The 20,134-nt window shown below is 37.7% G+C and carries 21 protein-coding genes; 19 read left to right on the top strand and 2 right to left on the bottom strand.

The genetic code is table 11. The features are described 5' to 3' along the window. Window positions 1–143: 143 nt before the first annotated feature. The 7 genes from der to greA all read left to right on the top strand — a co-directional run bounded on the left by der (window position 144) and on the right by greA (window position 9,815). On the top strand, window positions 144–1,454 hold the full coding sequence (gene der, locus SFC32_RS01255; RefSeq protein ID WP_411049488.1) for a ribosome biogenesis GTPase Der: 1,311 nt from the start codon (window positions 144–146) through the stop codon (window positions 1,452–1,454). 143 nt (window positions 1,455–1,597) lie between these two features. Continuing rightward, window positions 1,598–4,690, top strand: a complete 3,093-nt coding sequence (locus SFC32_RS01250) for a DEAD/DEAH box helicase (RefSeq protein ID WP_411049489.1) — start codon at window positions 1,598–1,600, stop codon at window positions 4,688–4,690. A 253-nt stretch (window positions 4,691–4,943) separates the two neighbouring features. Continuing rightward, complete coding sequence (locus tag SFC32_RS01245) at window positions 4,944–5,537, top strand: hypothetical protein (protein WP_074564304.1); 594 nt, start codon at window positions 4,944–4,946, stop codon at window positions 5,535–5,537. 32 nt (window positions 5,538–5,569) lie between these two features. Continuing rightward, window positions 5,570–6,901 (top strand): UDP-N-acetylmuramate--L-alanine ligase, encoded by a 1,332-nt coding sequence (murC, locus tag SFC32_RS01240; protein WP_411049490.1) that lies wholly within the window; start codon window positions 5,570–5,572, stop codon window positions 6,899–6,901. A 54-nt stretch (window positions 6,902–6,955) separates the two neighbouring features. Next, entirely contained in the window at window positions 6,956–7,450 is a 495-nt protein-coding gene (locus SFC32_RS01235) for a GNAT family N-acetyltransferase (protein ID WP_074965053.1), read from the top strand. A 107-nt stretch (window positions 7,451–7,557) separates the two neighbouring features. After that, the gene (mltG, locus tag SFC32_RS01230; protein ID WP_411049491.1) at window positions 7,558–9,249 is read left to right on the top strand and encodes an endolytic transglycosylase MltG; all 1,692 of its coding nucleotides are present in this window, start codon (window positions 7,558–7,560) and stop codon (window positions 9,247–9,249) included. A gap of 83 nt (window positions 9,250–9,332) precedes the next feature. After that, window positions 9,333–9,815 carry a transcription elongation factor GreA gene (gene greA / locus SFC32_RS01225; RefSeq protein ID WP_020917348.1) on the top strand — a complete coding sequence of 161 codons (483 nt, stop codon included), beginning with the start codon at window positions 9,333–9,335 and terminating at the stop codon, window positions 9,813–9,815. Between the two features lie 94 nt (window positions 9,816–9,909). Here greA and yidC read toward each other — a convergent pair whose 3' ends face one another. Both yidC and SFC32_RS01215 read right to left on the bottom strand, forming a co-directional pair. Beyond that, window positions 9,910–10,824, bottom strand: a complete 915-nt coding sequence (gene yidC / locus SFC32_RS01220; RefSeq protein WP_039696388.1) for a membrane protein insertase YidC — start codon at window positions 10,822–10,824, stop codon at window positions 9,910–9,912. Between the two features lie 86 nt (window positions 10,825–10,910). Next, a complete protein-coding gene (locus SFC32_RS01215; protein ID WP_020917345.1) occupies window positions 10,911–11,189 on the bottom strand; it encodes an acylphosphatase in 279 nt (92 codons plus the stop codon). Window positions 11,190–11,224: 35 nt separating this feature from the next. Between SFC32_RS01215 and SFC32_RS01210 the strand changes: the two genes are divergently transcribed. From SFC32_RS01210 to scpB, 12 genes are all read left to right on the top strand, one after another. Further along, a complete protein-coding gene (locus SFC32_RS01210) occupies window positions 11,225–11,965 on the top strand; it encodes a TrmH family RNA methyltransferase (RefSeq protein WP_411049492.1) in 741 nt (246 codons plus the stop codon). A gap of 93 nt (window positions 11,966–12,058) precedes the next feature. Then, window positions 12,059–12,562, top strand: a complete 504-nt coding sequence (locus tag SFC32_RS01205; protein WP_074564296.1) for an HDIG domain-containing metalloprotein — start codon at window positions 12,059–12,061, stop codon at window positions 12,560–12,562. Window positions 12,563–12,593: 31 nt separating this feature from the next. Continuing rightward, window positions 12,594–13,286 (top strand): Bax inhibitor-1/YccA family protein, encoded by a 693-nt coding sequence (locus SFC32_RS01200; protein ID WP_006532901.1) that lies wholly within the window; start codon window positions 12,594–12,596, stop codon window positions 13,284–13,286. Window positions 13,287–13,408: 122 nt separating this feature from the next. Continuing rightward, window positions 13,409–14,650 (top strand): diaminopimelate decarboxylase, encoded by a 1,242-nt coding sequence (locus SFC32_RS01195; RefSeq protein ID WP_411049493.1) that lies wholly within the window; start codon window positions 13,409–13,411, stop codon window positions 14,648–14,650. 139 nt (window positions 14,651–14,789) lie between these two features. Beyond that, entirely contained in the window at window positions 14,790–15,032 is a 243-nt protein-coding gene (locus SFC32_RS01190; RefSeq protein WP_006532899.1) for a YneF family protein, read from the top strand. A gap of 183 nt (window positions 15,033–15,215) precedes the next feature. Continuing rightward, window positions 15,216–16,025 carry a glutamate racemase gene (gene racE, locus SFC32_RS01185; protein ID WP_014335198.1) on the top strand — a complete coding sequence of 270 codons (810 nt, stop codon included), beginning with the start codon at window positions 15,216–15,218 and terminating at the stop codon, window positions 16,023–16,025. Between the two features lie 17 nt (window positions 16,026–16,042). Continuing rightward, window positions 16,043–17,071, top strand: a complete 1,029-nt coding sequence (locus tag SFC32_RS01180) for a nucleoside-triphosphate diphosphatase (RefSeq protein WP_006532897.1) — start codon at window positions 16,043–16,045, stop codon at window positions 17,069–17,071. Then, window positions 17,053–17,574, top strand: coding sequence for a metallophosphoesterase (locus tag SFC32_RS01175; protein WP_074482457.1), 522 nt, complete (start codon window positions 17,053–17,055; stop codon window positions 17,572–17,574). The genes SFC32_RS01180 and SFC32_RS01175 overlap by 19 nt, the downstream gene beginning before the upstream one ends. After that, window positions 17,571–18,038 (top strand): cyclic-di-AMP-binding protein CbpB, encoded by a 468-nt coding sequence (gene cbpB, locus SFC32_RS01170; RefSeq protein WP_006532895.1) that lies wholly within the window; start codon window positions 17,571–17,573, stop codon window positions 18,036–18,038. The genes SFC32_RS01175 and cbpB overlap by 4 nt, the downstream gene beginning before the upstream one ends. Next, window positions 18,031–18,771, top strand: a complete 741-nt coding sequence (gene xerD, locus SFC32_RS01165; protein WP_074482456.1) for a site-specific tyrosine recombinase XerD — start codon at window positions 18,031–18,033, stop codon at window positions 18,769–18,771. Before cbpB ends, xerD begins: the two co-directional genes overlap by 8 nt. Then, window positions 18,771–19,475, top strand: coding sequence for a segregation/condensation protein A (locus SFC32_RS01160; RefSeq protein WP_074602718.1), 705 nt, complete (start codon window positions 18,771–18,773; stop codon window positions 19,473–19,475). Before xerD ends, SFC32_RS01160 begins: the two co-directional genes overlap by 1 nt. A 48-nt stretch (window positions 19,476–19,523) precedes the next feature. Then, a complete protein-coding gene (gene scpB / locus SFC32_RS01155; protein ID WP_411049494.1) occupies window positions 19,524–20,120 on the top strand; it encodes an SMC-Scp complex subunit ScpB in 597 nt (198 codons plus the stop codon). The last annotated feature ends 14 nt before the right edge of the window (window positions 20,121–20,134 follow it).

Below are 20,134 nucleotides of genomic sequence, written 5' to 3'. Positions count from 1 at the left end.
GTTAATTGTATAAATCATTAAAAGTGATAAATAGATAAAAGAATGTGAAAGGAATTTCGGCGAAGACATCCAAGATGTTTTCGTGTGGCAAGTAGTCACTTAAAGTAGCGCTGAGCTGTTTTAACGAACAGGTATTAAGAATTATGGCTTTACCTACAGTTGCTATTGTCGGACGTCCAAATGTCGGCAAATCGACTTTGTTTAACCGTATCGCAGGTGAGCGTATTTCAATTGTTGAAGATGTCGAGGGTGTTACTCGTGACCGTATCTATACAACAGGTGAATGGCTTAACCGCAAGTTTTCATTGATTGATACTGGTGGTATCGATGATGTTGATGCACCATTTATGGAACAAATCAAACACCAAGCTGATATCGCAATGACAGAAGCAGATGTTATTGTTTTTGTTGTATCAGGAAAAGAAGGCGTTACAGATGCTGATGAGTACGTTTCAAAAATCTTGTACCGTACCAATAAACCAGTTATCTTAGTTGTCAATAAAGTAGATAATCCAGAAATGCGTAATGATATTTACGACTTCTACTCACTTGGTCTTGGTGATCCATACCCAGTTTCATCTGTTCACGGGATTGGTACAGGGGACGTTTTGGATGCTATTGTTGAAAGCCTTCCTGTGGAAGAAGAAGACGAAAATCCAGATATCATTAAATTCAGTTTGATTGGTCGTCCAAACGTTGGTAAATCAAGCTTGATTAATGCAATTCTTGGTGAAGAACGTGTTATCGCAAGTCCAATTGCTGGTACAACACGTGATGCTATTGATACAAACTTTACTGACAGCGAAGGTCAAGAATACACAATGATTGACACCGCTGGTATGCGTAAATCTGGTAAAGTTTATGAAAACACTGAAAAATACTCAGTGATGCGTTCAATGCGTGCTATTGACCGTTCAGATATTGTTCTTATGGTTATTAACGCTGAAGAAGGTATTCGTGAGTATGATAAACGTATCGCTGGTTTTGCACATGAAGCTGGTAAAGGGATTATCATCGTTGTTAACAAATGGGATACCATCGAAAAAAATAACCACACTGTAGCAAAATGGGAAGAAGACATTCGTGATCAATTCCAATTCTTGTCATATGCTCCAATCATCTTCGTATCAGCAGCAACAAAACAACGTTTGAACAAATTGCCTGAAATGATTAAGAAAATCAGCGAAAGCCAAAACAAACGTATTCCATCAGCTGTTCTTAACGACGTTATCATGGATGCGATTGCTATTAACCCAACACCAACAGATAAAGGTAAACGTTTGAAAATCTTCTACGGCACACAAGTTTCCGTTAAACCACCAACGTTTGTTATCTTTGTTAACGAAGAAGAGCTTATGCACTTCTCATACATGCGTTTCTTGGAAAATCAAATCCGTGCAGCTTTCGGTTTCGAAGGTACACCAATCAACTTGATTGCCCGCAAACGTAAATAAGATTAAAAAGCACTTTAAAGGGTGCTTTTTTTGATATACCTTATAGAAAATAATAAAAAATAAAACTGATTAATCATTTTTTCAAGCTAAACAGGGTTGAATTTGATATAATTAAAGGATAAGGAAAAAGGTGGTGGCTTAGATTGGGTAGAATGATTCCAGGTCGAATTCGCAATCAAGGGATAGAACTTTACGAACAAGGTTTGGTTGATATTATCAGTAAGCGAGAAGATTTAATTCAGGCAAAGGTGGGCACACACCATCTTCAATATTCGCTAGAAGATGAACAAGTAAGGTGTGACTGTGACTTTTTTGCCAAGAAAAAATATTGTGAGCATTTAGCAGCCGTAGAATACTATCTCAAGAATAATACGGAAGGAAAAGAGTTATCAGATGAATTGAGCTCACACCAAGAAACACAGCAAGAAACTAAGAAAAATACCTCTTTTGGTAGTGTTTTTTTGGATGGCTTGGTGATTAATGATGACGATACCACAAAATATCGTTTGGCAGCTCATGGTAATCAAAGCCCCTATTCATCAGATTATTGGTGGACCTTAAAAATCAATCGATTGCCAGATGACCGCGCTTATGTTGTCCGAGACATTAAAGCCTTTTTGAACGCTGTTAAAAATGAGGGATATTACCAGATTGGGAAAAATTATTTTGAACCCTTGTCATTGATTCAATTTGATGAAGCCAGTCAGGAATTGATTCAATTTTTATGGCGAGTGATTCCAGATGGTGATCATCTTGATGTTGACTACATCTTACCAAATCATGGTCGAAATCTTTCATTGACAAGTGGAACTTTTGAAGAAGGTATCAACCTCTTTAATGACCTTTATGATTTTTCATTTGAACACAATCATCAAACTTATGGGCAGCTGATTTTTAGACCACTAAGTGGTTCAGAAGATTTAATTCAATTTAAAGTGGTGGTTCATCGTCAATCAATTGAATTAATCATTAGTGAAAAAGAATATCAACCGCTCTTTAATAATGCCTTTTTGTTCACAAATGGGTTTATTTTCAGTTTGAATTTGAAGCAACAAAAGATTTTAACGGCTATTCGTAGTTTGCCAATTGAGGCTGATTTGGCAAAACATTTGTTCTTTGATTTAGACGACCAAGCAAAATTAGCTGCTAGTCTTTTAGATTTTAAAGAACTGGGTAAGGTTGAAGCGCCGAAGAGTTTTGATATTCGTGATTTCAAAGTAACTTTTTACTTAGAACTCAATGAATACCGAGAAGTTGCATTGCACGTCTCTTTTGATTATGGCAATGTCACTGTTCATAGTAAACGTGAGCTTGAAGAATTACCGTTTGCCAGTCATTTTAAACATGAAGAAAAAGTCTTTAGGACCTTGGAAGCTAATGGTTTCTCAGCTTCATTCTTGTCTTACCATGCGCCGCTAGCTGATAAGGATTTGTACGATTTCTTCACACGAACTTTGGGACAATTAGCACGGCTAGGTCAGGTTACTTTGTCTGATGAGCTTGAAGAGATGCGTCAATTTGAAGAACCACAGGTTTCTGTTCATACTAAAGGTGGTCTGCTAGATATCTCATTTGATTTTTCAACGGTTTTTGAAAATGATATTGATGATGCCTTAGAAGCACTCTTTAAAAATCAACCTTATTTTGTCAATGGAGCTGGTAAGTTAGTTGTCTTTGATGAAGAAACTCAGCGTGTTAGTAGCACTCTTCAAAACTTACGTGCCAAACAACTGGATAATGGGCATTTGCAGTTAGATGCTATTTCAGCTTTCCAAATTTCAGATTTGTTCCAAGGGAATGATCGTATTTCCTTCTCAAAAGAATTTGAACAATTAGCACATGATTTAACACATCCAGAAGAATTTGAAGTCACTTTACCACCTCTACAAACACAATTGCGTGATTACCAAATGACTGGTGTTCGTTGGATGTCCATGCTTGACCACTACGGCTTTGGTGGTATTCTAGCCGATGACATGGGGCTGGGTAAAACCCTTCAAACCATTGCTTTTCTAGCTTCGCACTTAAAAGAAGAAACGCGTATTTTAATCTTATCACCGTCAAGTTTGATTTATAACTGGAAAGACGAATTCACTCGCTTTGCGCCTGAGATTGACGTGGCTGTTTCTTATGGTTTAAAAGCTGTACGTGATGAGATTATCGCTGAAGATCATCAGGTGGTGATTACAAGCTATTCTTCTTTCCGCCAAGATTTTGCAGAATACAATCAGTTGAATTTTGATTATTTGATTTTGGATGAAGCCCAGGTGATGAAAAACACCCAAACGAAGATTGCGCATTACTTGCGTCAATTTGAAGTTAAAAATTGCTTCGCCCTTTCAGGAACACCAATCGAAAATAAACTCCTTGAAATTTGGTCAATTTTCCAAATCGTATTGCCAGGTTTATTACCAGATAAAAAACGCTTTTTGAAAATGGAAGCCAAACAAGTCGCACGATTTATCAAGCCATTTATTATGCGTCGTCGCAAAGAAGAAGTTCTGCCAGAGTTGCCAGATTTGATTGAAATCAATTATCCAAATGAGCTTGACCGCAAGCAAAAAGCCATTTATCTTGCACAGCTCCGTCAAATGCAAGAAACCATTGCTGGAGCTTCAGATGCGGATATTAATCGTCGTAAAATCGAGATTTTATCAGGAATCACACGCCTGCGTCAAATCTGTGATACCCCAGCGCTCTTTATGGATTATCAAGGAGAAAGTGGAAAACTTGATAGCCTTCGTGATTTGTTAACGCAAATCAAAGAAAATGGTCACCGAGCACTTATCTTCTCACAATTCCGTGGCATGCTAGACATTGCTGAAAAAGAGATTGAAGAACTAGGTTTAACTTCTTATAAGATTACTGGTTCGACCCCAGCTAATGTTCGTCAAGAAATGACTCGTGCCTTTAACAATGGTTCAAAAGATACCTTCTTGATTTCTTTGAAAGCAGGAGGAGTTGGCTTGAATCTAACAGGAGCTGATACAGTTATTTTGATTGACCTTTGGTGGAACCCAGCGGTGGAAATGCAAGCCATCAGCCGTGCTCACCGTATTGGTCAAAAAGAAAATGTTGAAGTCTATCGTTTGATTACGCGCGGGACTATTGAAGAAAAAATCCTTGAGATGCAAGAAAGCAAGAAAAATCTTGTCACGACAGTTCTTGATGGTAATGAAACAAGAGCAAGCATGACCATCGAAGAAATCAAGGAAATCCTTGGATTAGAGCATTAAGATTTAAGTCAGTCTAACCTTTAAGGGAGACTGACTTTCTTTTTATGAAAACTTTGAAAAATGGAATGAATTAGTTTATAATAAAAATGCTACAAAGTTGGAGCTACGTTTAAAAAGTTAGGGGCTTAGGCCTAGTTTTTAAGCGCTAGCATTTAGTTGCTAGGACGAGGGGTTGTCAAGGATAAGTTCCCCATATTTCTTAGTGAGTGATGATAATTAATAAACATAATACGTTAAGAGAGGATGTGACGCTGTGATTAGAAATCAAAGACGCTTTCCGCTTGTTGCAGACGGGGAGCCAGTAAGCAATCCACCCAAAGTAATGGCTTTATATGAAAATGAAGATTTGATTACCAATATTCACGGAGCTTATCAAGATAAAAACTATGATGATGTTACTAGAGACTATAATTTTGTTGGCAAAGATGAACAAGATGCCAGCCGCATAGAATCGGTGACTCAAGGTAAATCTTATGCTGAGTTAGCGCGTGAAGAAGCAAGACGTGATATTCGAAGAAAACGTCAAGCTTATCTTTCAAAAGAAGTTAAAGCGCCTTCTAAGGCAGCTTTACAGCAACAGCTTAAGGCAACATTGCCTAAGAAAACAGCAAAGCCTACAAGCAGTCTGAGTCATTTAACCGAAAGGTTGCATCAAGATGATTATATCTTGGCAGAAATTCCCGTAACTTATAAAAAGCCAGATAATTCATCAACAACTAAACCTAAGAAAAATAATTATGACTTCTTAAAAGAAAGTCAAATTTATAATAAGGAAGTCTTGCAAAGTCAAAGAGAACACAAAGTGGCTCAAGAATTGAATTTAACACGCTTTGACGATGCAAAATAAACTGCACTGCAGTTGTATATAGAGGAGAAAACATGTCTAAAACCTATCATTTTATCGGAATTAAAGGATCTGGTATGAGTGCTCTTGCTTTGATGTTGCACCAAATGGGACACAAAGTTCAAGGAAGTGACGTTAGTAAATACTATTTCACACAACGTGGTTTAGAACAAGCAGGAATTGAAATTCTTCCATTTTCTGAAGACAACATCACATCAGATGTTGAATTAATTGCCGGTAATGCTTTCCGTGAAGATAACAATGTCGAAATTGCCTATGCTGTCAAAAATGGTTTCAAATTCAAACGTTACCATGAATTCCTCGGTGATTTCATGCGCCAATTCACAAGCTTTGGTGTAGCAGGTGCACACGGAAAAACATCAACAACAGGTTTGATGGCACATGTTCTTAAAAATATTACAGATACATCATACTTAATCGGTGATGGTACTGGACGTGGTTCAGCTAACAGTAACTACTTTGTATTTGAATCTGACGAATACCAACGTCACTTCATGCCTTACCACCCAGAATACTCAATCATCACAAACATCGACTTTGACCACCCTGATTATTTCAAGAGCATTGATGATGTTTTCGACGCTTTCAATGATTACGCAAAACAAGTTCAAAAAGCTTTGTTCTTGTTCGGTGATGATCCATATCTTCGTAAAATCGCATCTGATGCAGATATTTACTACTATGGATTTAAAGATAGCGATGATTTCATGGCTTATGATGTTGTTCGTACAACAAATGGATCTGCTTTCAAAGTAAAACATGGTGAAGAAGAACTTGGTTCATTCCACCTTCCAGCATTTGGTCGTCACAATATCTTGAATGCCACTGCTGTTATCGCTAACCTTTACGTAGCTGGCATTGATATGGAATTGGTAGCAGAACACATGAAGACATTTGCTGGTGTTAAACGTCGTTTCACTGAAAAAGTGATTAACAACACAACTATCATTGATGACTTTGCACACCATCCAACTGAAATCATTGCAACACTTGATGCGGCACGTCAAAAATACCCAAGTAAAGAAATCGTGGCTGTTTTCCAACCACACACATTCACACGTACAATTGCACTTTTAGATGAATTTGCAAATGCTTTGAATCAAGCTGATTCAGTTTACTTGGCACCAATTTATGGTTCAGCTCGTGAAGTTGACCACGGTGATGTTAAAGTTGAAGACTTGGCTGTTAAAATTAATAAATCAGCTAAAGTTATCAGCCTTGATAATGTCTCACCATTACTTGACCATGATAATGCTGTTTACGTCTTCATGGGTGCTGGTGATATCCAAATGTATGAACGTTCATTTGAAGAATTGTTGGCAAGCTTGGCTAACAACACACAATAATAACCAATTATCTTGAAAAGGAGCGAAAGCTCTTTTTCTTTTGTGGGGGATTTTATGATTATCAGAAATGTACGCCTTGAGGATTTAGAGGCTATCGTAGCTATTGAACGTGAGAATTTTTCTGCGCAAGAAGCAGCAAGTCAAGAAGATATGAAAGAGCGCATTTTGACCATCCCAGATACTTTCTTGGTAGCTGAGCTTGATGGGGAGATTTGTGGTTACATTGAAGGACCGGTGATCGGACAACGTTACTTAACAGATGATTTATTCCATCACGTTGTTAAAAATCCTGACCACGGAGGTTTTATTGCTATTACGAGTCTTTCGATTGCTCCTGATTTTCAGAATCAAGGTATCGGGATGGCTTTGCTTGCTACGATGAAAGATTTAGCTGTTGCTAGAAAGTGCATAGGTCTCACCTTGACCTGTCATGAGCAGCTTATCCCTTACTATGAGAGAAATGGTTTTATCGATGAAGGAGAGGCAGACTCAGCACACGGTGGAACCACTTGGTTTAATATGGTTTGGGAGTCTCCAGCGGTAGCGTAAGAAGTGACAAAGTGATTGTTAAGAATAGATAACAAAGACTGCTGCGAGTTGATTTTCACTATATTTTAGGATATAATGGCGATTGATTAAGAGTAGGAGGATAAGCTTTGACCGAATTTAACGACGATAAGCCAAAAACTCAAAAAGAAAAAAGTTTTAAGGAGCAAATTTTAGCTGAACTTGAAGAAGCGAATCGCTTACGCAAGCAACATGATTTAGAACTTCGCCAAAAGGAAAAAGAAGCAGAAGAATTTGCGCGTCGAACGGCTGAACTAATGGCTGAATACGAAGCAGAAGATCGAAGAGAGCGTCAAGAGGCTAAGATTCGAGAAGAAAAACGTCGCCTTGAAGAGAAAGCGAAAACTGCTTTAGCTGAGAATCAGATTGAAACTAAAATAGATAATCAAAAAATTAAAGACGTACTGAGAAATATCGATCAGACCTTTAACCCTGATGGAGCAGAGTCAGCTAAGGCTGATGATGAACAAGAAAGTTATCTTGTGAGAGCAACAGATGGTGTAGGTTATGATGGTAATCCAGATATTTCTGATATCCCTTCAGGTGAGTCTGAATCAGAAGATAATCTTCAATTTGAGCAAGATTCTGACCAATCAGATGAAACAGAGACAGACTTGGAGAATAAAGTGGGAACAAAACGCAGAAGAAAACGTCAAAAGACAAATAGCCTAGCGGGAAAAATTGCCTTAGTTTTAATTTCAGCAATTATCATTGCCTTAATCGCAACAGGTTTCTTTGTATACCGCTATGTTGATAGTTCTATTAAGCCACTTGATAGTTCATCAAAGAAATACATTACGGTTGATATTCCAGAAGGATCTGGGAACAAATACATCGGGCAAATCCTTGAAAAATCTGGTGTGATTAAGAGTGCAACTGTCTTTAATTACTACACAAAATTTAAAAATTACAGCAATTTCCAAAGTGGATACTATAATTTGCAACCAAGCATGGATTTGGATGAGATTTGTAAACAACTTAAAGAAGGTGGAACACCTCAACCAGAAAAACCATCACTTGGTAAAATCTTGGTAACTGAAGGTTATACGATCAAGCAAATTTCTGAAGCTGTGACTAAAAATTCAGCTAAGAAACACGCTTCAACGCCATATACGGCTGATGATTTCTTGAAAGTCGTTCAAGATGATGCCTTTATTTCAAAAATGGCAGCTAAGTATCCAAAACTTTTAGGTAGTCTTCCTGAGGCTGATAAAGTAACTTATCGACTAGAAGGGTACCTTTTCCCAGCAACGTACAGCTACTATGAAAAGACAAGTATGGAAGATATTGTTGAGGATATGATTTCAACAATGGATTCTTACATGTCTCAGTACTACGATACTATTGCTGCAAGTGGAAAATCAGTTAATGATGTTTTAACACTTGCATCATTAGTTGAAAAAGAAGGTTCAACTGATGATGATCGCAGAAATATTGCTAGTGTCTTCTATAATCGCATGAATAATAACATGCCACTCCAAAGTAATATTGCTATTTTGTATGCAATGGGTAAACTTGGTGAAGAGACAAGTCTAGCGGCTGATGCAAGTATTGACACATCGATTGATTCACCGTATAATGTTTATACCAACACTGGTTTGATGCCTGGTCCGGTAGACGCTCCTAGCCTATCAGCTATCGAAGCAACCGTTAACCCTGCTTCAACGAATTACTATTACTTCGTTGCAGATGTTAAGACAGGTAAGGTCTACTACTCAGAAAACTTTGATGACCACAAAGCTAATGTTGAAAAATATGTTAATAGTCAAATAAATGAATAATTGATGACAAACATGGTGTGACTAACATCATGTTTGTATTTGTAGATTATCCAAAAAATAAATTTTTAGAAAAGAGATAGAAAATGGCAGAAAAAACTTATCCAATGACCCTTGCTGAAAAAGAACAACTTGAACAAGAATTAGAAGAACTAAAATTAGTTCGTCGCCCAGAAGTTGTTGAACGTATTAAAATCGCTCGTTCATACGGTGACCTTTCAGAAAACTCTGAGTATGATGCAGCAAAAGACGAACAAGCATTCGTTGAAGGTCAAATCCAAATCATTGAAACTAAAATCCGTTATGCTGAAATCATTGATAGCGATGCTGTAGCAAAAGATGAAGTTGCTATCGGTAAAACAGTTACTGTTCAAGAAGTTGGAACAACTGATAAAGATGTTTACCACATCGTTGGTGCTGCTGGTGCTGATATCTTCTCAGGTCGTATCTCTAACGAAAGCCCAATCGCTCAAGCTTTGATTGGTAAAAAAACAGGTGACATCGTGACAATCGAATCACCTGCTGGAAACTACGATGTTGAAATCATTAGCGTTGAAAAAACTGCTTAATCATAAAAAAGGCTGTTAAGCCTTTTTTGTTTGTTCTGTTATTAAAAGGAAACTAAAACACCAGAAATAATTTTCTGGTGTTTTAGTTTATGAATTATTTGCGGTGACGTTGTTTACCAGCGTTACGGTTACTTTTCTTAGGTTTGTTAAGTTGAGTAGTAGCTGTTGGTGTAACGTCTTTGCGTTTAGTTGATTTGTAAGTTTTTGGAGGGTTCTTTTCAAATTCTTCAGCGATTTGTTTACGAAGTTTTGGTTTAATGATAAACATTGTAATCAATTGTTGAATGATTGAGAAGAAACCACCGACCAACCAGTAAAGGAGAACACTTGCTGGCATGCTCATACCAAAGAAGACCATCATGAGCGGCATAACATACATTGTTCCTTTCATGGCTGCACGTTGTTCTTCAGCGACAGCTTGCATTGATAACCATGATTGGAAGAAGTAGAGGATAGCGATAACAGCTGTTAGTGGCATACTACGGCTTCCAAGGTCAATGCCTAGGAAAGTACTTTCAGAAACACCTTGTGTGTATTGAGCTGCGAAATACATAGCTGAGAAGAATGGCATTTGAACAAGAAGTGGAAGACATCCCATACCACCAAGCATGTTGATGCCGTTTTCTTTTTGTGCAGCCATTAATTCTGTTTGTGCAGCCAATTTTTCTTCTTGAGTAGTTGCATTACGCATGCGTTCGTTGATTGGTGCAAAGATTGGTTTTAAATAAGCCATCTTTTCTGATTGGTAGCTTGCTTTCCATGATTGGTAAAGTCCAAGCGGAAGAATGATACAACGAACAATGATTGTTACTAAGATAATGGCTAAGCCAAATCCAAGGTCCATGTTGTTGGCAAAGTATTGGATAAGTTTTGCCATTGGTTCACCGAGCAAGTGCCAAATAGTCCCTGTTGGGTTACCATGTGAATCTCGGCTGACACAACCACTTAGTAAGAACAATAACGATAAGCTTAGTCCTGAGAAGAGGACGCGATTTAGTTTCTTTTTCAATTGATTGTTTCCTTTTATTATAATACCCTATTATTTTACTGTTTTTTCTGCATTTTCTCAATACGTCTGTAGTCTTATTTATAGAATTAGTTGGCAATTTGGAAATCAGTGTAATCTTTAAAATTTGCCATTTTGACATCAACGTAGGTTACTTTTGCCCACTTGGATGGTCCTTTTCGAATTTCTTGGATAAATTTTGCCATTTTAGCGGAATCGTCGGACTGGGCGAGGATTTCAACGGTACCATCATCATTATTCCAGACGCGACCGTAAATATCACCTAGGCTTTGAGCAAGGGCGAAAGTCGAATAACGAAAACCCACTCCTTGAACTCGGCCTGAGACAATTAGACGAACTTTTTTCATCTCAAATTCCTCCTATTATATGCTATAATCTTCTTATGACTATTATAACTTCTAAATCAAATAATCTCATTAAAAAGACTAAAAAATTATTGAAAAAAAAATACCGCGAACATTCTTACTTGATTGAAGGGTGGCACTTGTTTGAGGAAGCGCAAAAAGCTGATGCAGAATTTTTGAACATTTTTGTCCTTGAAGAGTTTTCAGGCCGTGTTGAAGGCTTATCTCATGTGACTTATGTGACGCCAGAGGTATTAAAAGAATTAACAGACTCTAAGACACCACAAGGCATTATTGCAGAGGTGGTGATGCCAAGCTTACCGCTAGCTGACTTGAAAGCTGGTCGTTACTTGGTATTAGAAGATGTTCAAGACCCTGGGAATGTCGGAACCATGATTCGTACGGCTGATGCTGCTGGTTTGGATGGGGTATTGATTTCTGAGAAAACGGCAGATATTTACAATCAAAAAACTCTTCGTTCAATGCAAGGTAGTCATTTTCATTTGCCAGTTTGGCGTACCAATGTTTATGAAGCTTGCCAAAAATTGCAAAGTCTTGGTGTGCCATTAGTTGCTACGACGCTTTCAAAAGATTCTGTTGACTACAAGACTGTTGAGCATAAGGGTGAGTTTGCTCTTGTCATGGGAAATGAAGGAAATGGCATTTCAGAGCAAATGACAAAACAAGCTGACATTTTGGCCCACATCATTATGCCTGGACAAGCAGAAAGTTTGAACGTTGCTGTGGCAACAGGGATTGTTCTCTTTAGTTTAATTTAATCTTAAACGTTTTCATACTTTGAATTTTTTAGTCATCGTTTCAGTCTATTTTAAGCTGATATGCTATAATTAGGGTGAAAGAAGGTGATTCTAATGGGTGCATATAAAAAAGATAAAGAGTTCATGGAACTCGTTGGTCATCTCATCAAACACCCCCGTTTTCAGAAGCTAGATAAAATTCCGCAGCATCATTATTCAACCCGTATGGAACATTCAATTAATGTGGCTTATACGAGTTATAAGATTGCTAAAAAACTAGGTTGGGATGAAAAAGCCACTGCGCGTGGAGGTCTTTTGCATGATTTCTTTTATTATGATTGGCGAGAAACCAAGTTTAATAAGGGGCATGCGTGGGTACATCCAAGAATTGCCGTTCGAAACGCTAGAAAATTAACGACTTTAAATAAGCGTGAAGAAGATATCATTTTAAAACACATGTGGGGGGCAACGATTGCTCCGCCGCGTTATAAAGAAGGTTACATTGTGACGATGGTCGATAAGTATTGGGCTGTCAAAGAAGCCATTACACCATTTCGCAATCGTTTTGGTAAGAAAAGACGCTACAGCCGTAAGATTTTACCAAGTAACCATCGTTAATGGATAGAATTTATCAGGAAGGGAGATTCTTTTGAATCAGAACGATATTATTTACACACAGACCGATAGTGGTTTGAATCGTTTTTTTGCTAAAATTTATGGATTAGTTGGTATGGGAATCGGCTTGTCAGCCTTTGTCTCATTCTTGATGCTTTATGTCTTTACTGACAATATGATTAACATCATGACTAATCACCCATTTATTTATTATGGTGCAGTTTTCTTAGAGTTGGCTTTGGTTTTCTTAGCTAGTGGTGCTGCTCGTAAAAATACACCATCTGCTTTGCCTTTGTTTTTATTTTATTCAGCTCTGAATGGCTTTACCTTAAGTTTCATCATTGTTGCTTACACACAAACAACGGTTTTACAAGCCTTTGTCTCATCTGCCTTAGTCTTTGGTGTGATGTCAGTCCTTGGTTTTGTCATTAAAAAAGATTTGTCTGGCTTTGCAAAAGCAGCCTTGGCAGCTTTGATTGGTATTATCATTGCAAGCTTTGTCAATATTTTTATTGGCTCAGGGATGATGAGCTTTGTTATCAGTATTATTTCAGTATTGATTTTCTCAGGGCTTATCGCTTATGACAATCAAATGATTAAGCGTGTTTATGAAGCGACAGGTGGTCAAGTTGGTGATGGCTGGGCTATTTCAATGGCACTTAGTCTTTACCTTGACTTTATCAACTTATTCTTGAATTTGCTTCGCTTGTTCGGAAGCGATGATTAATGAATTAACTAGTGCAACTTTGTTTGCGCTAGTTTTTTTCGTTTTTCAGGCAAAGGTCATTGGTCATTTCTTGTCTTTGTGTTATAATAGTCCTAATATTTTGAAAATTCGAGGAATTAATTATGAAAACACCATTTATTTCAGCCAAAGAGCTTCAAAACATTACAAATGAATTTCCAACGCCATTTCACCTTTACGATGAAAAAGGGATTCGTGAAAAGGCTCGCGCTTTGAATAAGGCCTTTGCTTGGAATAAAGGTTTTAAGGAATATTTTGCCGTAAAAGCTACCCCAACACCAGCTATCTTGAAGATTCTACAAGAGGAAAATTGCGGGGTGGATTGTGCGACAGAAGTGGAACTTTTGATGAGCCACAAGTTAGGCTTTACTGATATCATGTTCTCATCAAATGATACGCCAGCGCGTGAATTCAAGTACGCTAGAGAAATCGGTGCAACCATCAACCTTGATGCTTACGAACATATCGACTTTTTAAAAGAGGTGGCAGGCTTACCAGATACTGTGTCACTTCGATACAATCCAGGTGGTGTTTTCTCGCTTGGAACAGATATTATGGACAATCCAGAAGAATCAAAATTTGGGATGACCAAAGACCAGCTGATTCAAGGTTTTAAAGATTTGAAAGCAGAAGGCGTCAAAAACTTTGGTATTCATTCATTTCTTGCTTCAAACACAGTGACCAATGATTATTACCCAGAATTAGCCCGTCAATTATTTGAATTAGCTGTTGAAGTGAAAGAAAAAACTGGCGTCGTGATTAACTTTATCAATTTATCTGGTGGTGTTGGAGTTAACTACCGTCCAGAACAAAAAGCTAATGATATTGCGGCGATTGGTGAAGGGGTCCACCGTGTCTTTGATGAGGTGTTGGTTCCTGCTGGACTTGGTGATGTGAAAATCTTTACTGAACTTGGTCGTTTCATGTTAGCGCCACATGGTTTGCTTGTAACCAAAGTTCGTCACCGCAAACAAACTTATCGCACATACATTGGTGTTGATGCCTCAGCCGTTAACTTGATGCGCCCAGCCATGTATGATGCTTACCATCACATCACAAACATGACTAATCCAAATGGAAAACTTGAGGTGGTCGATGTGGTGGGTTCTCTTTGTGAAAATAACGATAAATTTGCTAAACAGCGTGAATTACCTGAAGCGCGTGTCGGTGATACCTTGGTCATTCATGATACAGGAGCACACGGTTTTTCAATGGGTTATCAATACAATGGTCGCTTACGTTCAGCTGAGATTCTTTATCAAGAAGATGGCAGTGCACGTTTAATCCGCCGTGCCGAAACACCAGAAGATTATTTTGCAACCATTAAAGGATTTGATTTTGAATAAGTTATAAGAGCAGTTAGCTAAGGACTACAGATGGCCTTTAGTTAGCTGTTTTTTTATTAAGAAAAAGCTTTCAAGAATTTGTAAACTCTTTCCATTTTTGCTATAATAAATTATGTAAAAAACTTAGGAGAAAATATTCATGACAACATTTCTTTGGATTTTGTTAGTTTTGGTTGCTTTGTTTGGTGGCCTTGTTGGTGGCGTTTTTATCGCTCGTAAACAGTTTGAAAAGGAAATCGGTGAACACCCACGCTTGACGCCTGATGCGATCCGTGAAATGATGAGCCAAATGGGTCAAAAACCTAGTGAAGCTAAAATTCAACAAACGTACCGTAACATTATCAAACAATCTAAAGCAGCTGCAGCAAAAGCTAAAAAATAATCTTTACGCTTTGGTTTGAAAAATGCTAAAGGCGGATGACTTATTGTTTGATAGTTTTTGACCTTACATACAAGTCAGTCTTTAACAAACGTTTTCGAGCACAGAGCTCAGAAATGAATGACTCAGTTGGCTCACCAACTGGGTTTTTTCTAAGTCTAATTCCCTTATTAGAAAGAAGATTCTATGGATAATAGACCAATTGGTTTTTTAGATTCTGGAGTTGGTGGTTTAACCGTTGTGCGTGAATTAATGCGTCAACTACCACATGAAGAAATTGTATATATTGGAGACTCAGCAAGAGCTCCTTACGGTCCTAGACCTGCTGAACAAATTAGAGAATACACTTGGGAATTGGTTAATTTCTTGTTAACTAAAAATGTTAAGATGATTGTCTTTGCTTGTAATACAGCGACAGCAGTTGCTTGGAAAGAAGTTAAAGAAAAACTTGATATTCCTGTTCTTGGTGTTATTTTACCAGGTTCTAGTGCCGCGATTAAATCGACACGTAACGGTAAAATTGGGATTATCGGAACTCCGATGACCATTAATTCAGAAGTTTATCCTGAAAAGATAAAATCATTATCCCCAAAAATGGAAGTTAGCGGTTTAGCTTGTCCCAAGTTTGTTCCAATCGTTGAGTCAAATGAAATGGGGTCAAGTGTTGCTAAAAAAGTTGTTTACGAAAGTTTAGCACCGCTTGTTGGTAAAGTTGACACATTGGTTCTTGGATGTACACACTATCCACTGCTTCGTCCAATCATTCAAAATGTGATGGGACCTAATGTTAAATTAATCGATAGTGGTGCTGAATGTATTCGAGATGTGTCAGTGTTATTAAATTACTTTGAAATTAATCATAGTCGCACGGAAAATGCTGTTGATCACCATTTCTACACAACAGCAAGTAGTCAGCGTTTTAAAGAAATTGCGGTGAACTGGCTAGGAACTGACATTGATGTGCAACATGTTGATTTGGAAAAGTTGAACAAATAGAAATGAGATGGTAATAAATGGCTGATAAAATTTATGAGTATAAAGATAAAGAAAATTGGTTCCTTGGCGAGTGGGGTGGCTTCAATGCTATTTCAGGTCTTGGAAATGTCTGTGGTGACGATCTTTATGAATTGAGCCAACAAGTCGCAAAACTTGTTGCAAGCAAATGCTGTGGCAAATGTCACGGACACGGTGAAGGTGGCTGTCATAAAGACGAATTTAATGGCTACAACGTCACTGTTGTTAAAAAATCATCTGATTTTCAATTGATTCGCTTTGTTGTTGGCATGATTAACGAAGAAACTAATCGTCATTTAGAAGTGCAACAACGTGCGGGTGCGGTTGTGGTTACTGAGGATGACCAATTGTTATTTGTGCATCTACCAGAAGATGGTGTTGCTGCGTCAGCCTTTTTTGGAAAATCATCTGAAAATGCATTTGGTGATACAATCTTGATTGCCACACGCAATGAAGGTAAAACCAAAGAATTTCGTAAAATGTTTGATCAACTAGGCATCAAAGTTGAAAACCTAAACAACCACCCAGAATTGCCTGAAGTGGAAGAAACTGGAATGACCTTTGAAGAAAATGCACGCTTGAAAGCAGAAACGATTTCAAAATTAACTGGGAAAATGGTTCTTGCTGATGATTCTGGTTTGAAAGTGGATGTTCTCGGTGGTCTTCCAGGTGTATGGTCAGCTCGTTTCTCTGGCCCAGACGCTACAGATGAATCAAACAATGCTAAATTACTTCATGAATTAGCAATGGTATTTGATATGAAAGACCGTTCAGCGCAATTCCACACAACACTTGTGGTTGCTGCACCAGATAAGGAAAGTTTGGTTGTTGAAGCAGATTGGCCTGGCTACATTGCTATGGAAGCAAAAGGCGACAACGGCTTTGGTTATGATCCACTATTCTTAGTTGGTGAAACTGGACGTCACGCTGCTGAATTGACAGCAGATGAAAAAAATGAAATCTCACATCGCGGGTTGGCTGTTAAGAAATTAATGGAGGCATTCCCAGTATGGAAAGCAGAACAATAATTGTAATGAGTGATTCTCACGGTGACCGTGAGATTATTAGCAATATTAAACAACGTTATCAAGGCGAAGTTGATGCCATTTTCCATAATGGAGATTCTGAGCTACCAAGTTCAGATCCCATTTGGGATGGTATCAAAGTGGTTCGTGGTAATTGTGATTACGATAATGGTTATCCTGAAAGATTGACAACTTATCTTGACGATATTGTCATAGCACAGACTCACGGACACCTTTATAACATTAATTTTACATGGGATAGATTGGATTTATTTGCTCAAGAAGAAGATGCAGATATCTGCCTTTATGGGCACTTGCACCGAGCAGCAGCTTGGCGTAATGGTAAAACTGTTTTTATCAATCCAGGTAGTGTTCTTCAACCTCGTGGTGATGTCAAAGAAAAGCTTTATGCTAAAGTAATTATCACTAAAGATAAAATTAAGGTTGATTTTTACACACGTGACCACAAACTCTATCCGGCACTTTCAAAGGAATTTGACAGATGATAGCAAAAGAATTTGAAGAATTTCTTCTTAGCCATTTGGATCATTACTTGATTCCGGCAGAAGATTTGGCGATTTTTATTGATACGCATAATTCAGACCACGCTATGTTGCTTTTAGCTAATAATGGTTATTCACGTGTTCCTGTTATCACCAAAGATAAAGAATACGTTGGAACTATCAGCATTGCTGACATTATGTCTTATCAAGCTAAAAATCAATTGACCGATTGGGAATTGGCTCAGACTGATATTGGTAAGATGGTTAATACCAAATTACAAACCATTAGTGATACTTCAAGCTTAACGGATATTATGCATTTGTTAGTGGACTATCCTTTCTTGCCAGTCTTAGATAAAAATAACCACTTCCTAGGCATTATTACACGTAAATCGATTCTAAAGGCTGTTAATAGTCTCTTACACGATTTCACTGATTATTATACGATTACCCCGAAAGATGATTGATTTTATCCAAGAATTTATTGACAGTAAGTCTCTCTCAGAGAATTCTAGAAATGCTTATTTTTATGATTTGCAGCAGTTTGTTGAGGCTGTTGATGGCAAAGTCAGCAAAGAAAAGCTGGCGCTTTATGAGCATTCATTGGCACCTTTAAAAACCTCAGCCAAAAAGCGTAAGATTTCAGCGGTAAATCAGTTTTTGTATTTTTTGTATGATACTGAGCGCTTAGATCGTTTTTATAAATTAAGCAATAAAGAAAAATTGGCCACGAAACCGGTTAGTAAGGAGTTGCTGGATTATTCGGCTTTTTATCAAGAAAGTTCTTATCAAGCTGGTCAGTTGATTGCGCTTTTGATGATTGAACTGGGCCTGTCGTCTAGTGACCTTCAAGGCTTAAAAGTTGCTGATTTGGATAGGACTTTTGCTGTTTTGCGCGTGCAAAAAGCTGGCTTGGTCAGAGTGCTAGAAGTTCCTGCAAAATTGCTTGATTACATGACTGCCAATTTGTCTGAAGAACAGATTTATCTTTTTGATAATCAAGGTAAATCTTATTCAAGACAATGGTTCTTCAATCAATTAAAAGCATTTTTGGCTTCTTTGGGTTTGGAAGACTTATCAGCGCAGGATATGCGTCGTCAATATGTTTTACATCAAAAAGCAGCAGGAAAATCTTTATTAGAAGTTAGTCGCAATTTAGGGCTTAAGAGTCCAGTGACTTTAGAGAAATTTTATAACTAATGGATATTAAATTAAAAGATTTTGAAGGGCCTCTGGATTTGCTTTTGCACTTGGTCTCTAAATATCAGATGGATATTTACGATGTTCCAATCGTGGAAGTTATCGAGCAGTATTTGACTTATATCTCAACCTTACAAGCCATGAAATTAGAAGTGGCAGGTGAATATATGGTTATGGCCAGTCAGCTCATGCTGATTAAAAGCCGTAAGCTACTTCCAAAAATTGTTGAAGCAGAGCCAGAAGAAGATGACCCTGAACAAGAATTGTTGACACAAATCGAAGAATATCGTCGCTTCAAGGCGATTAGTGAGGAAATGTCAGCCCAGCACGATGAACGTGCTAAATTTTACTCAAAACCAAAACAAGAATTAATTTTTGAAGATGCGGTTTTAGCTCATGACAAGACGATTATGGATCTTTTCTTGTCATTTTCACATGTTATGGCTGAAAAGCAAAGAGAATTGAAAAATAGTCATACGGTTGTTGAGCGTGATGATTATCGTATTGAAGACATGATGACGGTTATTTCAGAACGTCTTAGTCAGTCTAAAAAACTTGTTTTGAACAAGGTTTTCAAAGAATGTCAATCTATTCCAGAGATGATTACCTTATTTTTGGCGACTTTAGAATTGATAAAAGTTCATGAAGTTGAAGTGGAACAAGAAGAAAACTTTGGAGATATTGTTTTACGAAGTGTTAGTTGAGTGAAAAAACGATAACCCTTGGTAAACAAACTTAAGAAAGGAAGTTATATGAACTATTTAGCTCAGATTGAAGCCCTTCTTTTTGTAGCAGGTGAAGAAGGCTTGAGCTTACGTCATTTGGCTAGTATGGTTAATTTAACACCAACGGCGCTCCAACAACAACTGGAAAAATTAGCGCAGAAATATAAAGCTGACGACTCATCAAGTCTTTGTTTGATTGAGACAGCAGGTTGTTATAAAATTGTGACTAAAGAGATTTTTGCTGATTTGCTTCGTGATTTTGCAAAAGCTCCAGTCAATCAAAGTTTATCACGTGCCAGTTTGGAAGTTTTATCCATTATTGCTTACAAACAACCGATAACACGTATTGAAGTTGATGATATTCGTGGTGTTAATTCTAGCAGTGCTATCAGTAAATTAATGGCTCTAGGTTTAATTTGCGAAGCTGGTAAAAAAGAAGTAATTGGTCGACCAAATATTTATGCGACAACGGATTATTTCCTAGATTTTATGGGAATCAATGACCTAAGTGAACTGATTGACGTGTCAAATATCGAAGTGGTTGATGAAGAAATGACCCTTTTTGAAGAGCCAGAATTAGTCCAAGAAGAAACAGAACTCGCTAAAACTGACGAAATGATGTAAAATAGCTAAAAAGC

Origin of the sequence: Streptococcus sp. TATVAM-FAB8 (assembly GCF_046592795.1) — a bacterium.
Classification (GTDB): Bacteria; Bacillota; Bacilli; order Lactobacillales; family Streptococcaceae; genus Streptococcus; species Streptococcus ruminicola.
The sequence above is the reverse complement of the archived record's forward strand: the minus strand, read 5'-3'. Positions and strand labels throughout refer to the sequence as shown.

What these genes read in the sequence shown, in the direction of transcription:
- der (WP_411049488.1), top strand. Translation starts at nt 144, where the DNA reads ATGGCTTTACCTACAGTTGCTATTGTCGGACGTCCAAATGTCGGCAAA.
- murC (WP_411049490.1), top strand. Translation starts at nt 5,570, where the DNA reads ATGTCTAAAACCTATCATTTTATCGGAATTAAAGGATCTGGTATGAGT.
- SFC32_RS01235 (WP_074965053.1), top strand. Translation starts at nt 6,956, where the DNA reads ATGATTATCAGAAATGTACGCCTTGAGGATTTAGAGGCTATCGTAGCT.
- greA (WP_020917348.1), top strand. Translation starts at nt 9,333, where the DNA reads ATGGCAGAAAAAACTTATCCAATGACCCTTGCTGAAAAAGAACAACTT.
- SFC32_RS01215 (WP_020917345.1), bottom strand. Translation starts at nt 11,189, where the DNA reads ATGAAAAAAGTTCGTCTAATTGTCTCAGGCCGAGTTCAAGGAGTGGGT.
- SFC32_RS01210 (WP_411049492.1), top strand. Translation starts at nt 11,225, where the DNA reads ATGACTATTATAACTTCTAAATCAAATAATCTCATTAAAAAGACTAAA.
- SFC32_RS01205 (WP_074564296.1), top strand. Translation starts at nt 12,059, where the DNA reads ATGGGTGCATATAAAAAAGATAAAGAGTTCATGGAACTCGTTGGTCAT.
- SFC32_RS01195 (WP_411049493.1), top strand. Translation starts at nt 13,409, where the DNA reads ATGAAAACACCATTTATTTCAGCCAAAGAGCTTCAAAACATTACAAAT.
- SFC32_RS01190 (WP_006532899.1), top strand. Translation starts at nt 14,790, where the DNA reads ATGACAACATTTCTTTGGATTTTGTTAGTTTTGGTTGCTTTGTTTGGT.
- racE (WP_014335198.1), top strand. Translation starts at nt 15,216, where the DNA reads ATGGATAATAGACCAATTGGTTTTTTAGATTCTGGAGTTGGTGGTTTA.
- SFC32_RS01180 (WP_006532897.1), top strand. Translation starts at nt 16,043, where the DNA reads ATGGCTGATAAAATTTATGAGTATAAAGATAAAGAAAATTGGTTCCTT.
- SFC32_RS01175 (WP_074482457.1), top strand. Translation starts at nt 17,053, where the DNA reads ATGGAAAGCAGAACAATAATTGTAATGAGTGATTCTCACGGTGACCGT.
- cbpB (WP_006532895.1), top strand. Translation starts at nt 17,571, where the DNA reads ATGATAGCAAAAGAATTTGAAGAATTTCTTCTTAGCCATTTGGATCAT.
- xerD (WP_074482456.1), top strand. Translation starts at nt 18,031, where the DNA reads ATGATTGATTTTATCCAAGAATTTATTGACAGTAAGTCTCTCTCAGAG.
- SFC32_RS01160 (WP_074602718.1), top strand. Translation starts at nt 18,771, where the DNA reads ATGGATATTAAATTAAAAGATTTTGAAGGGCCTCTGGATTTGCTTTTG.
- scpB (WP_411049494.1), top strand. Translation starts at nt 19,524, where the DNA reads ATGAACTATTTAGCTCAGATTGAAGCCCTTCTTTTTGTAGCAGGTGAA.